Origin of the sequence: Synechococcus sp. J7-Johnson, from assembly GCF_024345795.1 — a bacterium.
Classification (GTDB): Bacteria; Cyanobacteriota; Cyanobacteriia; order PCC-6307; family Cyanobiaceae; genus Regnicoccus_A.
Map to the genome: position 1 here is coordinate 117,503 of NZ_JAGQBU010000004.1, position 16,595 is coordinate 134,097.

Annotated in this window: 18 protein-coding genes and 2 tRNA genes; 11 read left to right on the forward strand and 9 right to left on the reverse strand. The window is 65.5% G+C overall.

Annotated elements, in window-relative coordinates; translation table 11 throughout:
* The first annotated feature begins 50 nt into the window (after positions 1-50).
* Positions 51-512 (forward strand): MAPEG family protein, encoded by a 462-nt coding sequence (locus KBY93_RS03720; RefSeq protein ID WP_255092891.1) that lies wholly within the window; start codon positions 51-53, stop codon positions 510-512.
* 6 nt (positions 513-518) lie between these two features.
* Here the strand turns inward: KBY93_RS03720 and KBY93_RS03725 are convergent, their stop codons facing one another.
* Positions 519-1,433, reverse strand: a complete 915-nt coding sequence (locus KBY93_RS03725; RefSeq protein ID WP_255092892.1) for an SPFH domain-containing protein — start codon at positions 1,431-1,433, stop codon at positions 519-521.
* 86 nt (positions 1,434-1,519) lie between these two features.
* Here KBY93_RS03725 and KBY93_RS03730 point away from each other — a divergent pair, with 86 nt between their 5' ends.
* Positions 1,520-1,963 (forward strand): NfeD family protein, encoded by a 444-nt coding sequence (locus KBY93_RS03730; protein WP_255092893.1) that lies wholly within the window; start codon positions 1,520-1,522, stop codon positions 1,961-1,963.
* Positions 1,964-1,986: 23 nt separating this feature from the next.
* Here KBY93_RS03730 and KBY93_RS03735 read toward each other — a convergent pair whose 3' ends face one another.
* The 3 genes from KBY93_RS03735 to ebsA are packed head-to-tail and all read right to left on the reverse strand — an operon-like array spanning position 1,987 to position 4,110.
* Complete coding sequence (locus KBY93_RS03735; protein ID WP_255092894.1) at positions 1,987-2,499, reverse strand: DNA recombination-mediator protein A; 513 nt, start codon at positions 2,497-2,499, stop codon at positions 1,987-1,989.
* Between the two features lie 55 nt (positions 2,500-2,554).
* Positions 2,555-3,655, reverse strand: a complete 1,101-nt coding sequence (locus tag KBY93_RS03740) for a phosphotransacetylase family protein (protein ID WP_255092895.1) — start codon at positions 3,653-3,655, stop codon at positions 2,555-2,557.
* A 35-nt stretch (positions 3,656-3,690) separates the two neighbouring features.
* Positions 3,691-4,110 carry a type IV pilus biogenesis protein EbsA gene (gene ebsA / locus KBY93_RS03745; RefSeq protein WP_255092896.1) on the reverse strand — a complete coding sequence of 140 codons (420 nt, stop codon included), beginning with the start codon at positions 4,108-4,110 and terminating at the stop codon, positions 3,691-3,693.
* 84 nt (positions 4,111-4,194) lie between these two features.
* On the opposite strand from ebsA, the gene KBY93_RS03750 reads away from it, so the two are divergent.
* Complete coding sequence (locus tag KBY93_RS03750) at positions 4,195-4,986, forward strand: NAD-dependent epimerase/dehydratase family protein (protein ID WP_261355173.1); 792 nt, start codon at positions 4,195-4,197, stop codon at positions 4,984-4,986.
* 16 nt (positions 4,987-5,002) lie between these two features.
* On the opposite strand, the gene map is transcribed toward KBY93_RS03750, so the two are convergent.
* Positions 5,003-5,869, reverse strand: coding sequence for a type I methionyl aminopeptidase (gene map / locus KBY93_RS03755; protein ID WP_255092897.1), 867 nt, complete (start codon positions 5,867-5,869; stop codon positions 5,003-5,005).
* Positions 5,870-5,930: 61 nt separating this feature from the next.
* On the opposite strand from map, the gene KBY93_RS03760 reads away from it, so the two are divergent.
* The 6 genes from KBY93_RS03760 (at position 5,931) to gltX (ending at position 8,869) form a co-directional block, all read left to right on the forward strand.
* A complete protein-coding gene (locus tag KBY93_RS03760; RefSeq protein WP_255092898.1) occupies positions 5,931-6,254 on the forward strand; it encodes a peptidase in 324 nt (107 codons plus the stop codon).
* A gap of 42 nt (positions 6,255-6,296) precedes the next feature.
* Positions 6,297-6,812: a 50S ribosomal protein L19 gene (gene rplS, locus KBY93_RS03765; protein WP_255092899.1), complete on the forward strand. Its 516-nt coding sequence runs from the start codon at positions 6,297-6,299 to the stop codon at positions 6,810-6,812.
* A gap of 64 nt (positions 6,813-6,876) precedes the next feature.
* Positions 6,877-6,949: transfer RNA gene (locus KBY93_RS03770), tRNA-Trp, on the forward strand.
* A 36-nt stretch (positions 6,950-6,985) separates the two neighbouring features.
* Positions 6,986-7,174 (forward strand): hyperconserved protein Hcp, encoded by a 189-nt coding sequence (locus tag KBY93_RS03775; RefSeq protein ID WP_006043540.1) that lies wholly within the window; start codon positions 6,986-6,988, stop codon positions 7,172-7,174.
* A 123-nt stretch (positions 7,175-7,297) separates the two neighbouring features.
* A tRNA-Asp gene (locus KBY93_RS03780) sits at positions 7,298-7,371 on the forward strand.
* Between the two features lie 25 nt (positions 7,372-7,396).
* Positions 7,397-8,869, forward strand: coding sequence for a glutamate--tRNA ligase (gltX, locus tag KBY93_RS03785; protein WP_255092900.1), 1,473 nt, complete (start codon positions 7,397-7,399; stop codon positions 8,867-8,869).
* Here gltX and KBY93_RS03790 read toward each other — a convergent pair.
* Positions 8,860-10,098 carry a sodium:proton antiporter gene (locus KBY93_RS03790; RefSeq protein WP_255092901.1) on the reverse strand — a complete coding sequence of 413 codons (1,239 nt, stop codon included), beginning with the start codon at positions 10,096-10,098 and terminating at the stop codon, positions 8,860-8,862. The genes gltX and KBY93_RS03790 overlap by 10 nt on opposite strands.
* Positions 10,099-10,121: 23 nt before the next feature.
* The gene (locus KBY93_RS03795; protein ID WP_255092902.1) at positions 10,122-10,364 is read right to left on the reverse strand and encodes a hypothetical protein; all 243 of its coding nucleotides are present in this window, start codon (positions 10,362-10,364) and stop codon (positions 10,122-10,124) included.
* Positions 10,365-10,430: 66 nt separating this feature from the next.
* On the opposite strand from KBY93_RS03795, the gene polA reads away from it, so the two are divergent.
* Together polA and KBY93_RS03805 are read left to right on the forward strand one after the other, a co-directional pair.
* Positions 10,431-13,388: a DNA polymerase I gene (polA, locus tag KBY93_RS03800; protein ID WP_399222496.1), complete on the forward strand. Its 2,958-nt coding sequence runs from the start codon at positions 10,431-10,433 to the stop codon at positions 13,386-13,388.
* 54 nt (positions 13,389-13,442) lie between these two features.
* Positions 13,443-13,928, forward strand: coding sequence for a hypothetical protein (locus KBY93_RS03805; protein WP_255092903.1), 486 nt, complete (start codon positions 13,443-13,445; stop codon positions 13,926-13,928).
* Here the strand turns inward: KBY93_RS03805 and KBY93_RS03810 are convergent.
* Entirely contained in the window at positions 13,919-15,817 is a 1,899-nt protein-coding gene (locus KBY93_RS03810) for a nucleoside-diphosphate sugar epimerase/dehydratase (RefSeq protein WP_255092904.1), read from the reverse strand. The genes KBY93_RS03805 and KBY93_RS03810 overlap by 10 nt on opposite strands.
* A 385-nt stretch (positions 15,818-16,202) precedes the next feature.
* Positions 16,203-16,595: transposase (locus tag KBY93_RS03815; protein ID WP_255092905.1), on the reverse strand; the 393-nt coding region annotated here is incomplete at its 5' end.

The following is a 16,595-nucleotide window of genomic DNA, read 5'->3' on the forward strand; positions in this document are numbered from 1 at the left end:
GCGAAGCGAGCGGAGACCAGCTTAGAAAAGGACGGCCCAGCCATTCCCCCATGCTCGCCCTCCTTGCTGTCGCCATCCCGTCGGGCAACCCGGCGGCGCCCTTCGCCTGGTCGCTGGTGCTCTCCGGGGCCGTGGTGGTGCTCAGCCTGGTGCCCCTGGCGGCCGGCCGCTCCAAGGCCGATTTCACACCCGGCGATCTGGCCGCCCCCCGGGCGATGTTCGAGCGGCTGCCGGCCTGGGGGAAGCGGGCCAGCTGGGCTCATCAGAACAGTTTCGAGGCCTTCACGCTGCACGCCCCCGCCTGCCTGCTCTGCCTGCTGGCGGCTCCGGCCGTGCTGGCGGCCTCACCCCTGGCAGCCGCGGCCGCCTGGCTCCACCCGGCCCTGCGGCTGGCCTACATCGGTGCCTATGTGGCCAATATTCCGCCCCTGCGCAGCCTTTGCTGGATCGGCGCGCTGCTGAGCACGGGCCTGCTCTACAGCGAAGGGCTCAAGGCTCTGCTGCGCGGCTGAACGGATTCAGCTGCCGCCCTTCTCCTGCAGCCCCTTGAGCGCGGCAAGCAGGGAAGCCGGACTCTGGGGATCCACCATCAGCACCGACCCGCCCCGGGCCGCGGCCATCTCCTGGCCCATCGCCATCCAGTCTTTGGCCAGCAGCAGGCGCAGGCCCTCGGCGGCCGCCGGGTGGGAATCAATCACGGCGGCCAGTTCGGTGGCGGCCTGGGCCCTGGCCTTGGCGAGCAGAAGTTGCTGTTTGGCCTGGGCGTCGGCGTCGAGCAGCACCGCCTCCTGCTTGGCCTTGGCATCGAGCACCAGGGCTTCGGCCCGCCCCTTGGCGGCATTCACCTGGGCTTCCCGCTCGCCCTCGGAGCGGAGGATCGCCGCCCGCTTCTCCCGCTCAGCGGTCATCTGCTGCTCCATCGCCTGCTGCACCCCCTGGGAGGGCTGGATGTCGCGCAGCTCCACCCGGGTCACCTTCACCCCCCAGGGGTCGGTGGCCTGATCCAGCTCGTTGAGCAGGGTCTCGTTAACTTCCTGGCGGGTGGTGAAGGTCTGATCGAGGTCGAGCTTGCCCATCTCGGCGCGGATCTGGGTGAGCACCAGGTTCACCATCGCGGCCTGCAGATTGTCGACGCCGTAATAGGCGCGGGCATGCTCGAGCAACTGCCAGTACACCACCGCATCCACCACGATCGAAACGTTGTCGCGGGTGATGCACTGCTGCGGCGGGATATCGAGCACCCGTTCCTTGAGTGATTCATGGCTCACCACCCGCTCCATTCCCGGAATCACCAGGGAGAGACCAGGCCTCAGCTCCCGGTCGTACTTGCCGAGACGTTCCACCAGCATCGAGCGGCTGCTACTGGTGACCTTGATGCCGCTGATACCCAGGCCAGCCAGCACCGCCAGAACCGGAATGAGCAGAAATTCCATCCAGAGACCATCGCTGGAACCACGGTAGGCAGGATGGGGACAGCGGATGGCGACCGGTTCCCGCTTTCCCCGTCCTCCCCTCCCCCGTGAATCCCATCCTCTGGTTCGCCCTGGCGGCGGCGGTGCTGGCCCTGGAGCTGGCCGGAGCAGACGGTGACGGCCTGTTGCTGATCGCCGGGCTGGCCGGTTTGCTGCTGACCCTGCTGAGCGCCCTGCTTCCCGCCCTGCCCACGGCGGCGCAACTGTTGTTGTTCCTGGCGCTGGTGGCGGCTGGTTACGTCGGATTGCGGCGATGGTCGGCGGGCCGGCAGGCGCGGGCGATCCCACCCTCGGCCCGGGCCGAGCTGGCGGAGGTGATCAGCCGCTTCGACACCAATGGCGAAGGGAGGGTGCGCTGGCAGGGCCAGAGCTGGGCCGCCATCAACCTGGCCCCCGGTGAGCCCCTCGCCCCAGGCACCCAGGTGAATGTGATGGGCCGTGAGGGAACCTGCCTCCAGGTCCTGCCCCGCCAGGACTCCCTGCCTGATTGATCCCGAACTGGAGTAACGCCGATCTAATCGAAGAACATCAGGCTGACCACCTTGTTCATGTCCTCGGCGGTGCGGCAGCTGGAGAGCAGGGTTTCGCTGTCGTGAAAGGCGTAGCAGATCAGCTGATCGCAGCGGCCGATGATCTCCTGGTTGCAGAGACTGCTGGCCATGGGCAGGGGCAACTCGTCGTGCTCGGGCTTCTCCACCAGATGCAGCACCCGCTCCATCTGCTCGCGGCTTTCGCTGGACTGGCGATCGAGGCTCTGGGGCAGCAGAACCGTTAGCCGAGCCGCATCGACGCTCAGCACACCTCGGATCACCGCCGCATTGACCCCCTGGGACCCGGAGGTGATCAGGTTGTGACCCTCCTGTGCCAGGGAGCGGGCCACCAGCTCCACCAGGTGAATCGAGACGGCGGGAACGTGGCGACTGCCGAGGATGGCGATGCGGCGCTTGCCGCGATCCTGGAGCAGGGCCAACTCCTGGGCCAGTGTGTCAATCCGGTCGAGGGCCGGCAGATCAAGGGACCGGGTCACCTCGTGAATGCATCCGATCGGCCGAAACTAGCAGCGCCCTTGCGGGGCCCATGCTTCAGGCCTTCAGCAGCAGACCCAGGCGCTCAAACAGGCGATCGAAGCAGCAGTGCTCCTCCACCAGGCGGATGGCGTAACTGGCCTTGACCGTCTCGTGCAGGCGCACATGGCCGAAGGCGCGCTCAATCACCTCCACCGTGGTCAGCGTGTCCTGCTCCACCTTCAGGATCGGCACCTCCAGCTCCTCAGCGCGACTGATCAGCTGGGGCAGAGGTTCGCCAGCCCCCGTGAGGATCAGGCATTGGGTGGAGGCCTCCAGGGCCGCCAGCTGGATGTCGGTGCGGTCAGCACCCGTGACCACCGCCATGTTGCGGCGACGGCGGAAAAACTCCATGGCGGAGTTGACGTTCATCGCCCCGATCGAGAGAGTTTCAACCAGCAGATCGAGCCGCTCGGGGCAGCAGAGCACCCGGGCCTCCAGGCGATCGACCAGCTCCTCGACAGTGACGCTGCGCAGCAGCGGGCTGCGGGGCATGACGCCGAACACGGGCAGCCCCAGCTGCTCCAGGGCAGGCACCACCTCGGCGCGCAGGCGATCCACCGCATCGGGATCGACGGCGTTGAGCACTACCCCAGCCAGGCGCTCCTGCAGCAGGTTGCGGGCCGCCAGCAGGGGATCGACGCTGCGGCTGTCCTCCCAGAGATGGACCAGCACCACGGGTGCTTCCAGCCCCTTGGCCAGCTGGGGCAGGCTGAGGCCATAGAGCAGGCCTTCGCTGAGGGTGCCGGTGCCCTCCAGCAGGGTGAGGCCATCGGGGTAGGCGTCCAACTGCTCACGCAGGCGGGAGAAGCCCTCGCCGGGCTCCAGATTGCCGCTCAGCAGCCGCTCCTGGGCTGTGGCAGCCCCCAGCAGGTGCAGGGACGGCAGCAAATTCTCGTCAGGCAGGCCGAGGATGTTGCCGACGAAGCGGACATCGTCGTCGAGGCCAGCCTGGGAGGGGGGGGTCTCCCCCTCCCAGGCTGGCCTCACGCTGGTGGCAAGGGGCTTGCCGTAGCGGACGGAGAGTCCCTGTTTCGCCAGGGTCCGGGTCAGGCCGAGCACCAGGGCTGACTTGCCGCTGAAGGGATCACAGGATCCGATCAGCAAGGTGCTGCTCATGGCATGACCTCTGGGGTTGGCGCTGGCTGGTCAATCTAGGCGCCGGAGGTCTGGGGAGATTCCCCGAGCAGGAGCCAGCGCCAGAAGGCCTCCGGCAGATCGAGCTGGGGGTCACCGAAGGCCTGGGGCTGCCGGTGCTCGAGCAGGTCCATCAGCCAGCGCACCAGCTGATAAGTGGGCAGATCGAAGCTGTAGCCCAGCTCCGCTGCTGCCGGGAAGCTGAGCTCACAGTGACTGGTTTCCTGGGGAGCCAGCCCCGCCCGCCAGCGCAGCAGGAACGGATGCTCCCCGTCGGGGCGCAACCGCCGAATTCCCTCGATCTCGCCGATGGCCAGCTGGTCGAGGGCCTGGATCAACCAGGCTTCCCGCATCACGCCATCGCAGTAGGGGGCGTAGAGGGCCACCTGGCCGGGATCATGGCTGGGGGTGGCTCCGAAGAACGACAAAAGGCCCAAGGGAGGAGCGGTAGAGACGGCCGGAAAGAGAACGGGGAACCGCCGCGAGTGAGTGGCGGATGATTCCAGGGAAAAGAATGGCCCATGACGGACATCGCCGTGCCAGGTCAAGCCGCTTCAGCCCCACCGCTGCCGCTCCCCTTCCGGCCGGCACTTCTGCCCCTGCGGGGCAGAACCGTGGCAGTGACCGGGGCCAGCGGTGCCCTGGGCACATCCCTGCTGCGCGCTCTGCATGGCCATGGGGCCGAGCTGATCGCCCTCACCACCGCCTCTGAGCCGGTGGCGCTGCACGACGGGGAAGGCAGGGCGATCCCCCTGCGCAACGTGGTGTGGTGCTGCGGCCAGGAGCAGCAGCTGGAGGCCACTCTGTGCGACGTCGACATCCTGGTGATCAACCACGGGGTCAACGTCTATGGCGACCGCAGCGCTGCAGCGATCGAGCGCAGCCTGGAGGTGAACGCCCTCAGCGCCTGGCGCCTGCTGGAGCTGTTCCTGGGCCTGGAGGAACGGCCGGCTGGAACCCCCTGCCGGGAGGTGTGGGTGAACACCTCGGAGGCGGAGCTGCTGCCGGCCCTCAGCCCGCTGTATGAGATCAGCAAGCGGCTGCTGGGCCAGTTGCTCAGCCTGCGGGCCCTCGACCAGCGAGGCGCTAATTCCTGCCGGATCCGGCGGCTGGTGCTGGGACCATTCCGCTCTTCCCTCAATCCCTACGGCGTGATGGGCGCAGACTTCGTGGCGGGCCAGGTGATCGCCCAGGCACGCAGGGGCTTCGGCCTGATCATCGTGACCCCGAATCCCATCCCGGTGGTGCTGGTGCCCCTGCAGATGGGGCTGAGGCACCTCTACGGCCGGCTGTTCAGCCGGGCTGCCGCCTGAGGGGCCTGGTCCTGGCTCAGAAGTCGCGGTCGGTGAGGATCTCGCAGCCATCTGAGCCGACCACGATCGTGTGCTCCCACTGGGCCGAGAGCGATCCGTCCACCGTCACGACCGTCCAGCGATCGCGCAGGGTGCGGCACTCCTTGCTGCCGGCATTGAGGATCGGCTCCACCGCCAGGGTCATGCCGGCGCGGAGCTTGAGGTTGGGCAGGTCGTTGGTGCGGAAGTTGAACACCGACGGCTCCTCGTGCAGATTGCGGCCCACGCCATGGCCGGTGTAGTCCTCGACCACGCTGTAGCCATGGGCCTCGACATGGTCCTGCACGGCGCCGGCGATGTCGAGCAGGGTGTTGCCGGCCTTGATCTGGGCGAGACCACGAATCAGTGATTCCTGGGCCACGCGGCTGAGGCGGGTGGCGTCCTCGGAGCATTCGCCCACGCAGATGCTGACGCAACTGTCGCCGTGGTAGCCCTCGAAGTAGGCGCCGGTGTCGATCTTGACCAGGTCACCGGCCTTGATCACCTGTTTGGCGCTGGGGATGCCATGGACCACCTGGTTGTTGATGCTGGCGCAGATGCTGGCCGGAAAGCCGTGGTAGCCCTTGAAGCTGGGGGTGGCCCCCATGGCGCGGATACGTTCTTCGGCGTGGCGGTCGAGATCGGCGGTGGTCATCCCCGGAGCGGCCATCTCCATGATTTCGCGCAGCACAGTTGCAACGATGCGGCTGGCCTGGCGCATCACCTGGATCTCGCGGGCCGATTTGATCTCGACGCCACGCCGTCCCTTCTGAATGCGCGGGCCGGTGCTGGTGGTGGCGCTGGCAGCCTTGGTGGTGGAGGCCTTGGTTGAGGGGCCCGCCAGCAGGTCAGCAAAAATATTCATCGACAGGGCCCGGGCAATCCAGGATTCAAGCTATCAACTTTCCTCATCGATGCTGTCGACCATGCAGGTCCTGGCCCGACTGCGCCGCTGGCACGCCCTGATCGGGCCGGTTGTGGTGCTGCCGTTGCTGATCACGGTCAGCAGCGGCATGGGCTACCGGCTGCTGCGCGACTGGGGCGGCCTCAGCCGCGACCAGGTGCATGGGCTGATGGTGCTGCACGAAGGTGAATGGCTCGGCCCGGTCGGTGAGACCTTTTACGTAGCTCTCAACGGCCTTGGGCTGCTCTGGATGCTGATCACCGGCACGGGCCTGGCGCTGCAGGGGTGGAGTCGGCGGCGGGGGCGGCCGGAGCGGCAGGAGAGCGCTGGGGAGGGGGGAACATGAGCCGTTACAGTGGTTGTTTGGCTGGGCGATCGCATTTCTGGGATGGCCGCGGACAAGAACGACAGCGCCGAACTGATGGCGGAACTGAAGGACGACATCAACATGGATCAGACGAGCGTGGATGAGACCGGCACAGCCGAGACCGCGGCGCCAACGGCCGTAGCCGAGAAGCCCGCCGTGACACCGGCTCGCACCGGCAAGCTCAGCGCCCAGGACCTGATCAAGGCCTTCGAAGCAGAGCAGCTCAAGAGCGATCTGCCGGAGATCTACGTGGGCGACACCGTGCGCGTGGGCGTGCGCATCAGCGAGGGCAACAAGGAACGCATCCAGCCCTACGAAGGTGTGGTGATCGCCAAGCGCCACGGCGGGCTGAACGAAACGATCACCGTGCGTCGGATCTTCCAGGGCGTGGGGGTTGAGCGGGTCTTCCTGCTGCACAGCCCTCAGGTCGCCAACGTCAAGGTGGAGCGTCGCGGTAAAGTGAGGCGTGCAAAGCTCTTCTACCTACGCGATCGTGTGGGGAAAGCAACCCGCGTGAAGCAACGCTTCGATCGCTGAAGCTTCATCGCTCAATTGCCCATGCCGGTGCCGCCTCGCGTCCCGGTCGAAGGGGCATCGTCATGCGCCGTTAGTTCAGTTGGTAGAACGCAGGTCTCCAAAACCTGATGTCGGGGGTTCAAGTCCTCCACGGCGCGCTCGATGCCCTTTCCTGCTCTTTCGTGGTTCCGGACATGGAGTTGGATTTACAACCCGGTGATGTGGTCAAGGTGCTCGAATCCGCTGCCCTTGGCTGGGTGCGGGCGCGGGTCATCCGGGTCAAGTCCGGCGGTCGTGTGGTCGTTCAGAGCGATCAGGGCCGTGAATTCACAGCAAGAGGCAACCAGGTTCGTCTGATCGAACCCGCTGGTTTCCGCCCATGATCCACCGCCGCTGTCTCCGCCAGTTGACGGCGGGGCCAGCGGCAGTGGATACTTCCCTAGTCGTTAACACGACACCAGAAGCCAGGTCCGGCAAGGGTTTTCAACCCTTTTCGCCTTTCATCTGGGACTGTAGTTCAACCGGTTAGAGCACCGCCCTGTCACGGCGGAAGTTGCGGGTTCGAATCCCGTCAGTCCCGTTTCAATCTTTATGAGCTTTCGCCAGTGACCGTTCGGGTTCGTCTGGCTCCCAGCCCCACGGGAACCCTGCACATCGGCACCGCCCGCACTGCGGTGTTCAACTGGCTGTTCGCCCGCCATCACGGCGGGGAGTTTTTACTGAGGATCGAGGACACCGACCGGGAGCGCTCCAGGCCGGAGTTCACCACCGACATCCTCGATGGCCTGGCCTGGCTCGGCCTGAGCTGGGACGCGGAGCCCGTGATCCAGAGCGAGCGGATCGAAGCCCACCGCGCCGCCATCAACCAGCTGCTTGAGGCGGGTCTGGCCTACCGCTGTTACGCCTCGGAAGCCGAACTGGAGCAGATGCGCGAGCGGCAGAAGGCCAGCGGCTCCGCTCCCCGCTACGACAACCGGCACCGCAATCTGACGGCTGAACAGCAGCAGGCCTTCCGCTCCGAAGGTCGCGAAGCGGTGGTGCGCTTCCGCATCGACGACGGGGCCACGATCTGCTGGAACGATCTGGTGCGCGGGGAGATGCGCTGGAGCGGCAGCGATCTGGGCGGCGACATGGTGATCGCCCGGCGGGCGCCGGCCGATCAGGTCGGTGACCCGCTCTACAACCTGGTGGTAGTGGTCGACGATGCCGCCATGGCCATCAGCCATGTGATTCGCGGCGAGGACCACATCGCCAACACCGCCAAGCAGCTGCTGCTCTACGAGGCCCTCGGCCTGCCCCTGCCCGTCTTCGCCCACACACCCCTGATCCTCAACCAGGAGGGCCGCAAGCTCTCCAAACGCGATGGGGTTACCTCGGTGGGTGAGTTCCGGTCCATGGGCTACACAGCCGAGGCACTGGTGAACTACATGACACTGCTGGGCTGGTCACCGCCGGAAGGCATGGGCGAGCGCTTCACGCTCAAGGAGGCCGCTGAAGTGTTCAGCTTCGATCGGGTCAACCGGGCCGGTGCCCGCTTCGACTGGGACAAGCTCAACTGGCTCAATGCCCAGGTGCTGCATGAGCTGAGCGCCGCCGAGCTGCGCCAGGCACTGGTTCCCCTCTGGCGCGCCGAGGGCTGGCAGGCCCCGGGCGGCGATGAGTCAGGCGATGACTCGGGCGGTGGCAGCCGCGAGGCCTGGGAACTGGAGCTGGCCGAACTGCTCGGCCCCTCCCTGACCACCCTGCGTGATGGCCTGGAGCAGGCCCGCCCTTTCTTCGAGCGCCCTGAACTAGATGCTGGCGCCAGCCAGCAACTGGACGCCGATGGAGCCACCGCTGCCCTGACGGCCCTGCTCGGGCAGCTCGACGAGAACGCCAGCCTCAGCGCTGAGCAAGCCCAGGAGCTGCTCGCCGGCGCAGCCGCTGCGGCGGGAGTGAAGAAGGGTGTGCTGATGAAAAGCCTGAGGGCCGCCCTGCTGGGCAGCCTGAAGGGACCGGATCTGATCACCACCTGGCGCCTGCTGCACGCCAGCGGCGAAGACCGGGCGCGGCTGATGCTGGCCGTGGCTCAGGGCTGAACCTCCTCCAGGGGCATGACCTCGCTGGTTTCGCTGAGGCGCAGACCCAGCAGGCCCGCAAGGGGAGCCGCGGTGAAACCCTGCAGACCCACGGTCATCAGGATCGTGAGGAACACCAACCCCTGCAGAGCTCCAGCCCCCTCCACGCCGGCTTCGTAGAGGCGCAGGGCGAAAAGGCTGGCCACAGCGGCGGTGACGATCCCGCGCGGGGCCAGCCAGCTCAGCATCACCTTCTGGCCGCCGCTGAGGGGCAGGCCGAAGGTGGCCAGCTGCATGGTCACGGGCCGCACCACCACCATCAGCGTCAACACACAGGCCACCCCTCCCCAGCCCAGCGGGCTGAGGTCTGCCCAAGCCACATCTGCGGCCAGGAGCGGAAACAGGATGCTGATCGCCAGCTGGGCCAGCTGGCGGATCAGATCGTCGAGCATGGCGGCTTCGGTGTCAGCGAAGCGGCCCACCAGCACCCCGGCCATAACGGCAGCTGGCAAGCCCGATTCAGGCATCAGCACCTCACAGCCGGTGAACATCAGAAACATCACCCCCAGGGTGAGCTGCAAGCGCAGACCGCTCTCCGGATCGACCGGCAGGCGCCGCAGCAGCACCGCCAGCAGCAGGCCGCTGACGGCACCGACACCCACGCCGAAACCCAGCCGTTGCAGCAATTCCAGGGCGAGATCCTGCCAGTCGTAGCGGTCGCTGATCACCAGCTCCAGCAGCAGCAGGGCCAGCACGGCACCGATCGGCTCCAGCACCAGTCCTTCCCCTTCCAGCACATCGCCCAGGGGGGGAGCCAGGCGCATCTGCTGCAGCAGAGGGGTGACCACGGTGGGGCCCGTGCCCAGCACGATGGCGCTGTAGACCGCCGCCAGCGGCCAGCTCAGACCCGCCAGCCAATGGGCCGCCAGCAGGCCGGCGGGGAGGGCCAGCAGCATGCGCACGATCACGATCCGCAGCACCGCCATCCGGGCGGTGCTGCCACGAAGACTCAACTTGAGCCCCCCGTCGAACAGCACCAGGCTCACCAGCAGCCCCACGATGGTTTCCAGGCCACTGCCCAGGGCCAGGGGATCCACCAGCCCCAGGCCCGAGCGGCCGATCAACAGGCCGGAGGCCAGCAGCAGCACCACTGACGGCAAGCCCGTGAGCAAAGAGGTCAGCTGGGCCAGCGCCCCGGAGAACACGGTGATCCCCCAGAGCAACTGGAGCCTCTCGGGGGCATCAGTCATGGCTCGATTCAACCACTGCCCACTCAGTCGTCGAGGGCGGTGAACTTGGGCTCCACCCGGATCCCGATCACGCTGCTGGGGCGTACCACCAGGTATTCCCCGTCGAGATCGCTGATCGGCACATTCACGAAAGTCTCGGGCGCTCCGGCGTTGAGCACATCCCGATACCACTGCTGGAAGGCTTCGAGCGTGGCGAAGTGCACCACCTCACTGTGGCCTCCAGCCAGGAGCAGGTGGACGGCATAACGGCGGGGTTGACGGGCCATGGCGCTGCTGACCGGCGCTTCTCACAATGCCTGAAAGCGACCGGTCCCCTTCGGCGGGACGCTTCGATGGCAGGCTGTGGCCACCACGTCAGCATGGACACCGAGGAGCGCATGGCTGAGGCACCAATGCTGCTGCTCGTGGATGGTCATTCCCTTGCCTTCCGCAGCTTTTATGCCTTCGCCAAGGGTGGTGAGGGGGGGCTGGCCACCAAGGAGGGGGTGCCCACCAGCGTCACCTACGGATTTCTCAAGGCCCTGCTGGACAACGTCAAAGGGTTGACCCCCCAGGGGGTGGTGGTGGCCTTCGACACGGCCGAACCCACCTTCCGCCACGAGGCCGACGCCAGCTACAAGGCCCACCGGGATGTGGCCCCGGAGCACTTCTTCACTGATCTGGCCAACCTCCAGGAGATCCTCTCCGGGGCCATGGATCTGCCCCTGTGCATGGCCCCCGGCTACGAAGCCGACGACGTGCTCGGCACCCTGGCCAACCGGGCCGCCGACGCGGGCTGGCGGGTGCGGATCCTCTCGGGTGATCGGGATTTGTTCCAGCTGGTCGACGACGAGCGGGACATCGCCGTCATGTACATGGGCGGCGGCCCCTACGCCAAGAACGCCGGCCCGGTGACGATCCGCCGGCAGGACGTGGTGGCCAAGCTCGGGGTGACGCCGGAGGAGGTGGTGGATCTCAAGGCCCTCACCGGTGATGCCAGCGACAACATCCCCGGAGTCAAAGGTGTGGGCCCCAAGACCGCCATCACCCTGCTGAAGGCCCACACCAACCTCGACGGCATCTACGCGGCCCTGGAGCAGCAGAAGGGAGCCCTCAGGGCCAGGCTCGAAACCGACCGGGAGAACGCCTACCGCTCGCGCATGCTGGCCGAGATCCTGATCGACATCCCCCTGCCGGCCGAGCCACGGCTGCAGCTCGGCGACGTGGACGGAGCGGCCCTGGCCCAACGGCTGGAGGAGCTGGAGCTGCACAGCCTGGTCAGGCAGCTGGCGGCCTTCGAGCGGGCGTTCTCCGCCGATCACCAGGCCCAGGGATCTCAGGCTTCTGCCAGTAGCAGCCCAACGTCGGCGCCATCAGTTGATCCGAGCGAAGCGGCCTCCCCGCCGCCAAGCTCGAGCCCGGAAGGCGGTCCTCCAGCCCTGGAGCCGGAGATTATCCAGAGCCCAGAGCAACTCACCGCCCTGCTGGAGCGGCTGATGGCGGCCAACGATCCTGCACAGCCGATCGCCCTCGACACCGAGACCACCTCGTTGAACCCCTTCCAGGCCCAGCTGGTGGGGGTTGGACTGTGCTGGGGCGAGGGCAGCAGCGATCTGGCCTACATCCCTGTGGGCCACCAGCCTCCGCCAGCCCCACCGATCCAGCAGTTGCCCCTTGACCAGGTGCTCACGGCGCTCGCCCCCTGGCTGGCCAGCGCCGCTCACCCCAAGACCCTGCAGAACGCCAAGTACGACCGCCTGATCCTGCTGCGTCACGGCCTGAACCTGGACGGGGTGGTGATGGACACCCTGCTGGCGGATTACCTGCGCGATGCCAACGCCAGACACGGGCTGGAGGTGCTGGCCGAGCGCAATTTCGGCTTCACGCCCACGAGCTTCAGCGAGCTGGTGGCCAAGGGGGAGAGCTTCGCGGCGGTGCCGATCGAAGCCGCCGCCCACTACTGCGCCATGGATGTGCACCTCACCTGGCGGCTGACGCCGCTGCTGCGAGGCCAGCTGCAGCAGCTGGGGGAGGCACTGCCAAAGCTGCTCGATCAGCTGGAACTGCCGCTGGAGCCGGTGCTGGCCCGGATGGAGGCCACCGGCATCCGTATCGACAAGCCCTATCTGGCCACCCTGAGCGAGGAACTGGCGGGCACACTGGCCAGCCTGGAGAGCGGGGCCAGGCTGGCTGCCGGCGTCGATTTCAACCTTGCATCTCCCAAGCAGCTGGGCGAGCTGCTGTTCGACACGCTCGGGCTCGATCGCAAGAAATCGCGCAAGACGAAAACGGGCTGGAGCACCGATGCCACCGTGCTCGAAAAACTCGAAGCCGACCATCCGGTGGTGCCGCTGGTGCTGGAGCACCGCACCCTGAGCAAGCTCAAGAGCACCTACGTGGATGCGCTGCCAGCCCTGGTGGAGCCGGAAACCGGCCGCGTCCACACCGATTTCAACCAGGCCGTGACCGCCACCGGCCGGCTCTCCAGCAGCCATCCGAACCTGCAGAACATCCCCATCCGCACGGAGTTCAGCCGCCGCATCCGCAAGGCCTTCCTGCCCCAGGAGGGTTGGCAGCTGATCAGCGCCGACTACTCCCAGATCGAGCTGCGCATCCTCACCCATCTCTCGGGCGAGGAGGTGCTGGTGGAGGCCTACGCCAACGGCGACGACGTGCACGCCCTCACCGCCCGGCTGCTGCTCGACAAAACCGAGGTGACGCCAGAAGAGCGGCGCCTGGGCAAGACGATCAACTTCGGTGTGATCTACGGCATGGGCGCCCAGCGCTTCGCGCGCGAAGCCGGGGTGAGCATGGCCGAGGCCAAGGAGTTTCTGAGCCGCTACAAGCAGCGCTACCCCAGGGTGTTCGGTTTTCTGGAGCTGCAGGAACGGCTGGCGCTGAGCCGCGGCTACGTGGAAACGATCCTGGGGCGGCGGCGCCCGTTTGCCTTCGATCCGGGCGGTCTGGGGCGGCTGAAGGGCAAGCCGCCGGAAGAGATCGAGCTGGAGGTGGCCCGCCGCGCCGGGATGGAGGGCCAGCAGCTGCGTGCGGCGGCCAATGCCCCGATCCAGGGCTCATCGGCCGACATCATCAAGCTGGCGATGGTGCGGCTCGATCAGGAACTGCACACCCAGGACCTACCAGCCCGGCTGCTGCTGCAGGTGCACGACGAACTGGTGCTGGAGGCGGCCCCCGAGGCGCTCGAGCCGGTGCTGGCTGTCGTCAAGGAGGTGATGGAGAAAGCCATCCACCTCAGCGTCCCCCTGGTGGTGGACACCGGCTGGGGCGCGAACTGGATGGAGACGAAGTGAGACGAGGTGATTCGCCGGGATTCGCGCGAAGATGGAATGAGAACCACATACGCGATGCAGTCACCACCCAATTCTGACGACCAATCCACCGGATCGGAGAGGATTGAGAGGAGCCAGCCACGCCAGCGCAGCCGCAGCCGCCCGAGGGAACTGTTCTGCCCGGCCCACCCCGAACAACGGCTGATGGGCCAGGGCAGGAAGTATTTCCTGCACCTGCTCAGCGTCGAGCAGCTAAAGCAGCGGGGCATAAGCGACAAGAAGGCCCGCCTGGTGATCCAGGCCTACCCGGTGCTCGTGCTGAGCAACGAATGGCTCGAAGAGCTGTTCTGTCCGCACTGCGGCGCCAACCGCTGGTGCCATGTGACCTGCCACGATCGGGTAGCCCATACGGTGCGATGGGCGCCACGCGAGCTGTGGGAGCAGGTGGCCCATGTGGATCCGGTGGTGGCGAATCCCAGCGTGAGCGAATTCAGCCGGCGGGAGGCCGGGCGGCGGCGACGGATCCGTGGCGATGGCAAGGCCTGGTTCGATCAGGGCTGAGCGGTTTCTGCTGGGTGTGGCAACGGGTTGTCGGCCTGCGCGGCGGGCTGATACTCGATCACGATCTTGCTGAGCACGTCGAACACCGCCCGATCGTCCCAGGCAGCGAGTGCATAATTCAATTTCGCCATCAGGGTCTCCAGCCTCTGGGATGGGACTCTGGATTCACGGGCGCGGCGGATCAGCGGGTGGGCAGTGGGTTCATCGCTGGCACTGATCAGCAGTTCCTCGTAAAGCTTTTCACCCGGTCGCAGCCCGGTGAAGGAGATGGCGATCTCACCGTCAGGATGGGACGCGTCACGCACGCTGGAGCCGGAGAGGAGGATCATCTGATGTGCAAGATCGAGGATTCGGACGGGATCACCCATATCCAAGACAAACACCTCACCGCCTTTGGCCAGACCGGCAGCCTGCAACACCAGCTGCACGGCCTCAGGGATGGTCATGAAATAACGGGTCATTTCAGGGTGCGTCACGGTGATGGGCCCCCCGGCAGCGACCTGAGCCCGGAAGCGAGGCACCACCGAGCCGGAGGAGCCGAGCACGTTTCCAAAGCGCACCATCGAGACCACTGGACCAGGCCCTCCGAGAAGATTGACTGCGGCGTCCTGCACCAACAGCTCACAGACCCGTTTGCTGGCCCCCATCGCATTGGTGGGGCGCACAGCCTTGTCGGTGGAGATCAGGATGAAGCGCTCAATACTGCAGGCGATGGCTGCTTCCAGCGCAGCACGGGTGCCAAGGACGTTGTTGGCCACTCCAGCACAGAGATTGTTCTCCACCAGGGGCACATGCTTGTAGGCGGCGGCATGAAAAAGCACCTGGACACCGTGCTCACGACAAAGTGCTTCCAGGCGGCGCTGATCGCGAACGTCACCCAGAACTGGCCTGAGCACCAATGCGGGGTCAGTCAACCCGGAGGCGGCCGCGATCAGTTCCTGTTCCAGCCTGTAGAGCGCATACTCGTTGCGCTCGAGCAGCACCAATCGCTTGGCCCGGCAGTGCAGAATCTGTCGAGAGAGTTCACTGCCGATCGAGCCGCCGGCACCGGTGATCAGCACCACCTTTCCGCTAACGGCGGCGGCCAGCAACTGCGGATCGGGAACAGTGGGATCACGCCCCAGGAGATCCTCGATCACAACGGGACGCAGATCGGATACGGACTGTTGGCCGGAGGCGATGCGAGCCAGAGAGGGGATCGAGAGCACCGACAGCCCCAGGGCGCTCATCTGCTCCACAAGCTGGCGCCTTCTGGCCCGCGGGGATGAGGGAATAGCCAGGAGCACTTTCTGAATTCCATGGGCATCGATCAAGCCGGGACAGTCCTGCACTGGAAAGATCGACAGGCCCTCGATCTTGCGCCCCCAGAGAGCAGGGTTATCGTCAATGACGGCGATGATACGGAAGCGGCGGTGGTAGCGAAGCTCAGTGAGCAGCAGATGGGCCGCCTTACCAGCGCCGTAGACAAGGGTGGGAATCCGTCGTTCCGACTTCTGGACTGACAACGCAATCTCAGCCGGATCGCCATGGTGTCGATGAGAGAGAAAAAACCTGAGCAGGTCGCGCAGAAGGATGCGACTGCCGATTGCAGTGGCCGAAAGCAGAAACCAGAACAGGATCCAGAATCCACGGAAAGGGGGTGTGGGGTTACCGCTGAGGGTGCTCACCAACAACAGTAGAAGAACGAGAAGGCCCGATCGAGGCAAGAAGCCATACAGCGAATGGCTGCCGGAGTAACGAGTCAAGCCGCTGTACCAGCCACTGAAGAGCAGTATCGGCAGACCCAGGCCTACGGCCCAGAACAGTAAGTAGAGGTTGCTGAGCAACCAGGGAGCGAAAGGAACGTTCAGGCGCAAGGCGAAAGCCAGCCAGAAGCAGAATGCGATCAACCCAACATCGAGGATGAGCAGGCCGAGACGACGCAGTACAGGCAGGCAAACAGTGACGCGATGCAAAAAAGCCTCGAAACTGGCTAAAGCAGCCATCAACAAGCTCCCGTCCAGCAACTTTGTAAAGATAATACTGCAAAGGATGCAGAATGGGGCCCTAGAACTGCCGAGCAGCTTTTTGGGTTCATCACTCTAGGGAAGCTCTGATCAAGACGGCTTAATCCAAGCAACCCAGTCTCATTCTCGACAATGAGACGATCCTGAGCAAATTTTGCCTGCTTTTCGCTCACAGCAGTACCCACAAAGATGTCCAGTCAGTTTCCACCATGCGTTTTGCCTTGACTTCTGGATGATTATCGACCTTAAGACACACTAAACCCTTGTACTACGCTGGATCAGGTATCCGTTCCCGTACCATCCAAAGGTTTGCCAGGGCAAAGAGCAACTTCAGCTTGAGGTCATTCTTGCGGATACCTCGGTAGAAGACCTTTCGGAATCCGAACTGACATTTGATGATCCGAAAGGGATGCTCTACTTTGGCGCGGAAGTGGGCTTTCGCCGTCTCAATCAGATCCAGAAGCCTGCCCTCTGATGTCTCTGGAAGCACTCTGCGCTTGCCGGGCTTAATGGCAATCCTGAACTCAGCCTCGTAGTCCTTGAAGTCGTTTCGTTTCTCGATGCCGATGTGGCCGGCATCACCGTAGATGAGGCGTTCATCCCCATGGAGCCGCTCAGCTGCTGTGTTCAGCTCATGCACGTTGGCCGCAGTGCTTTCAAC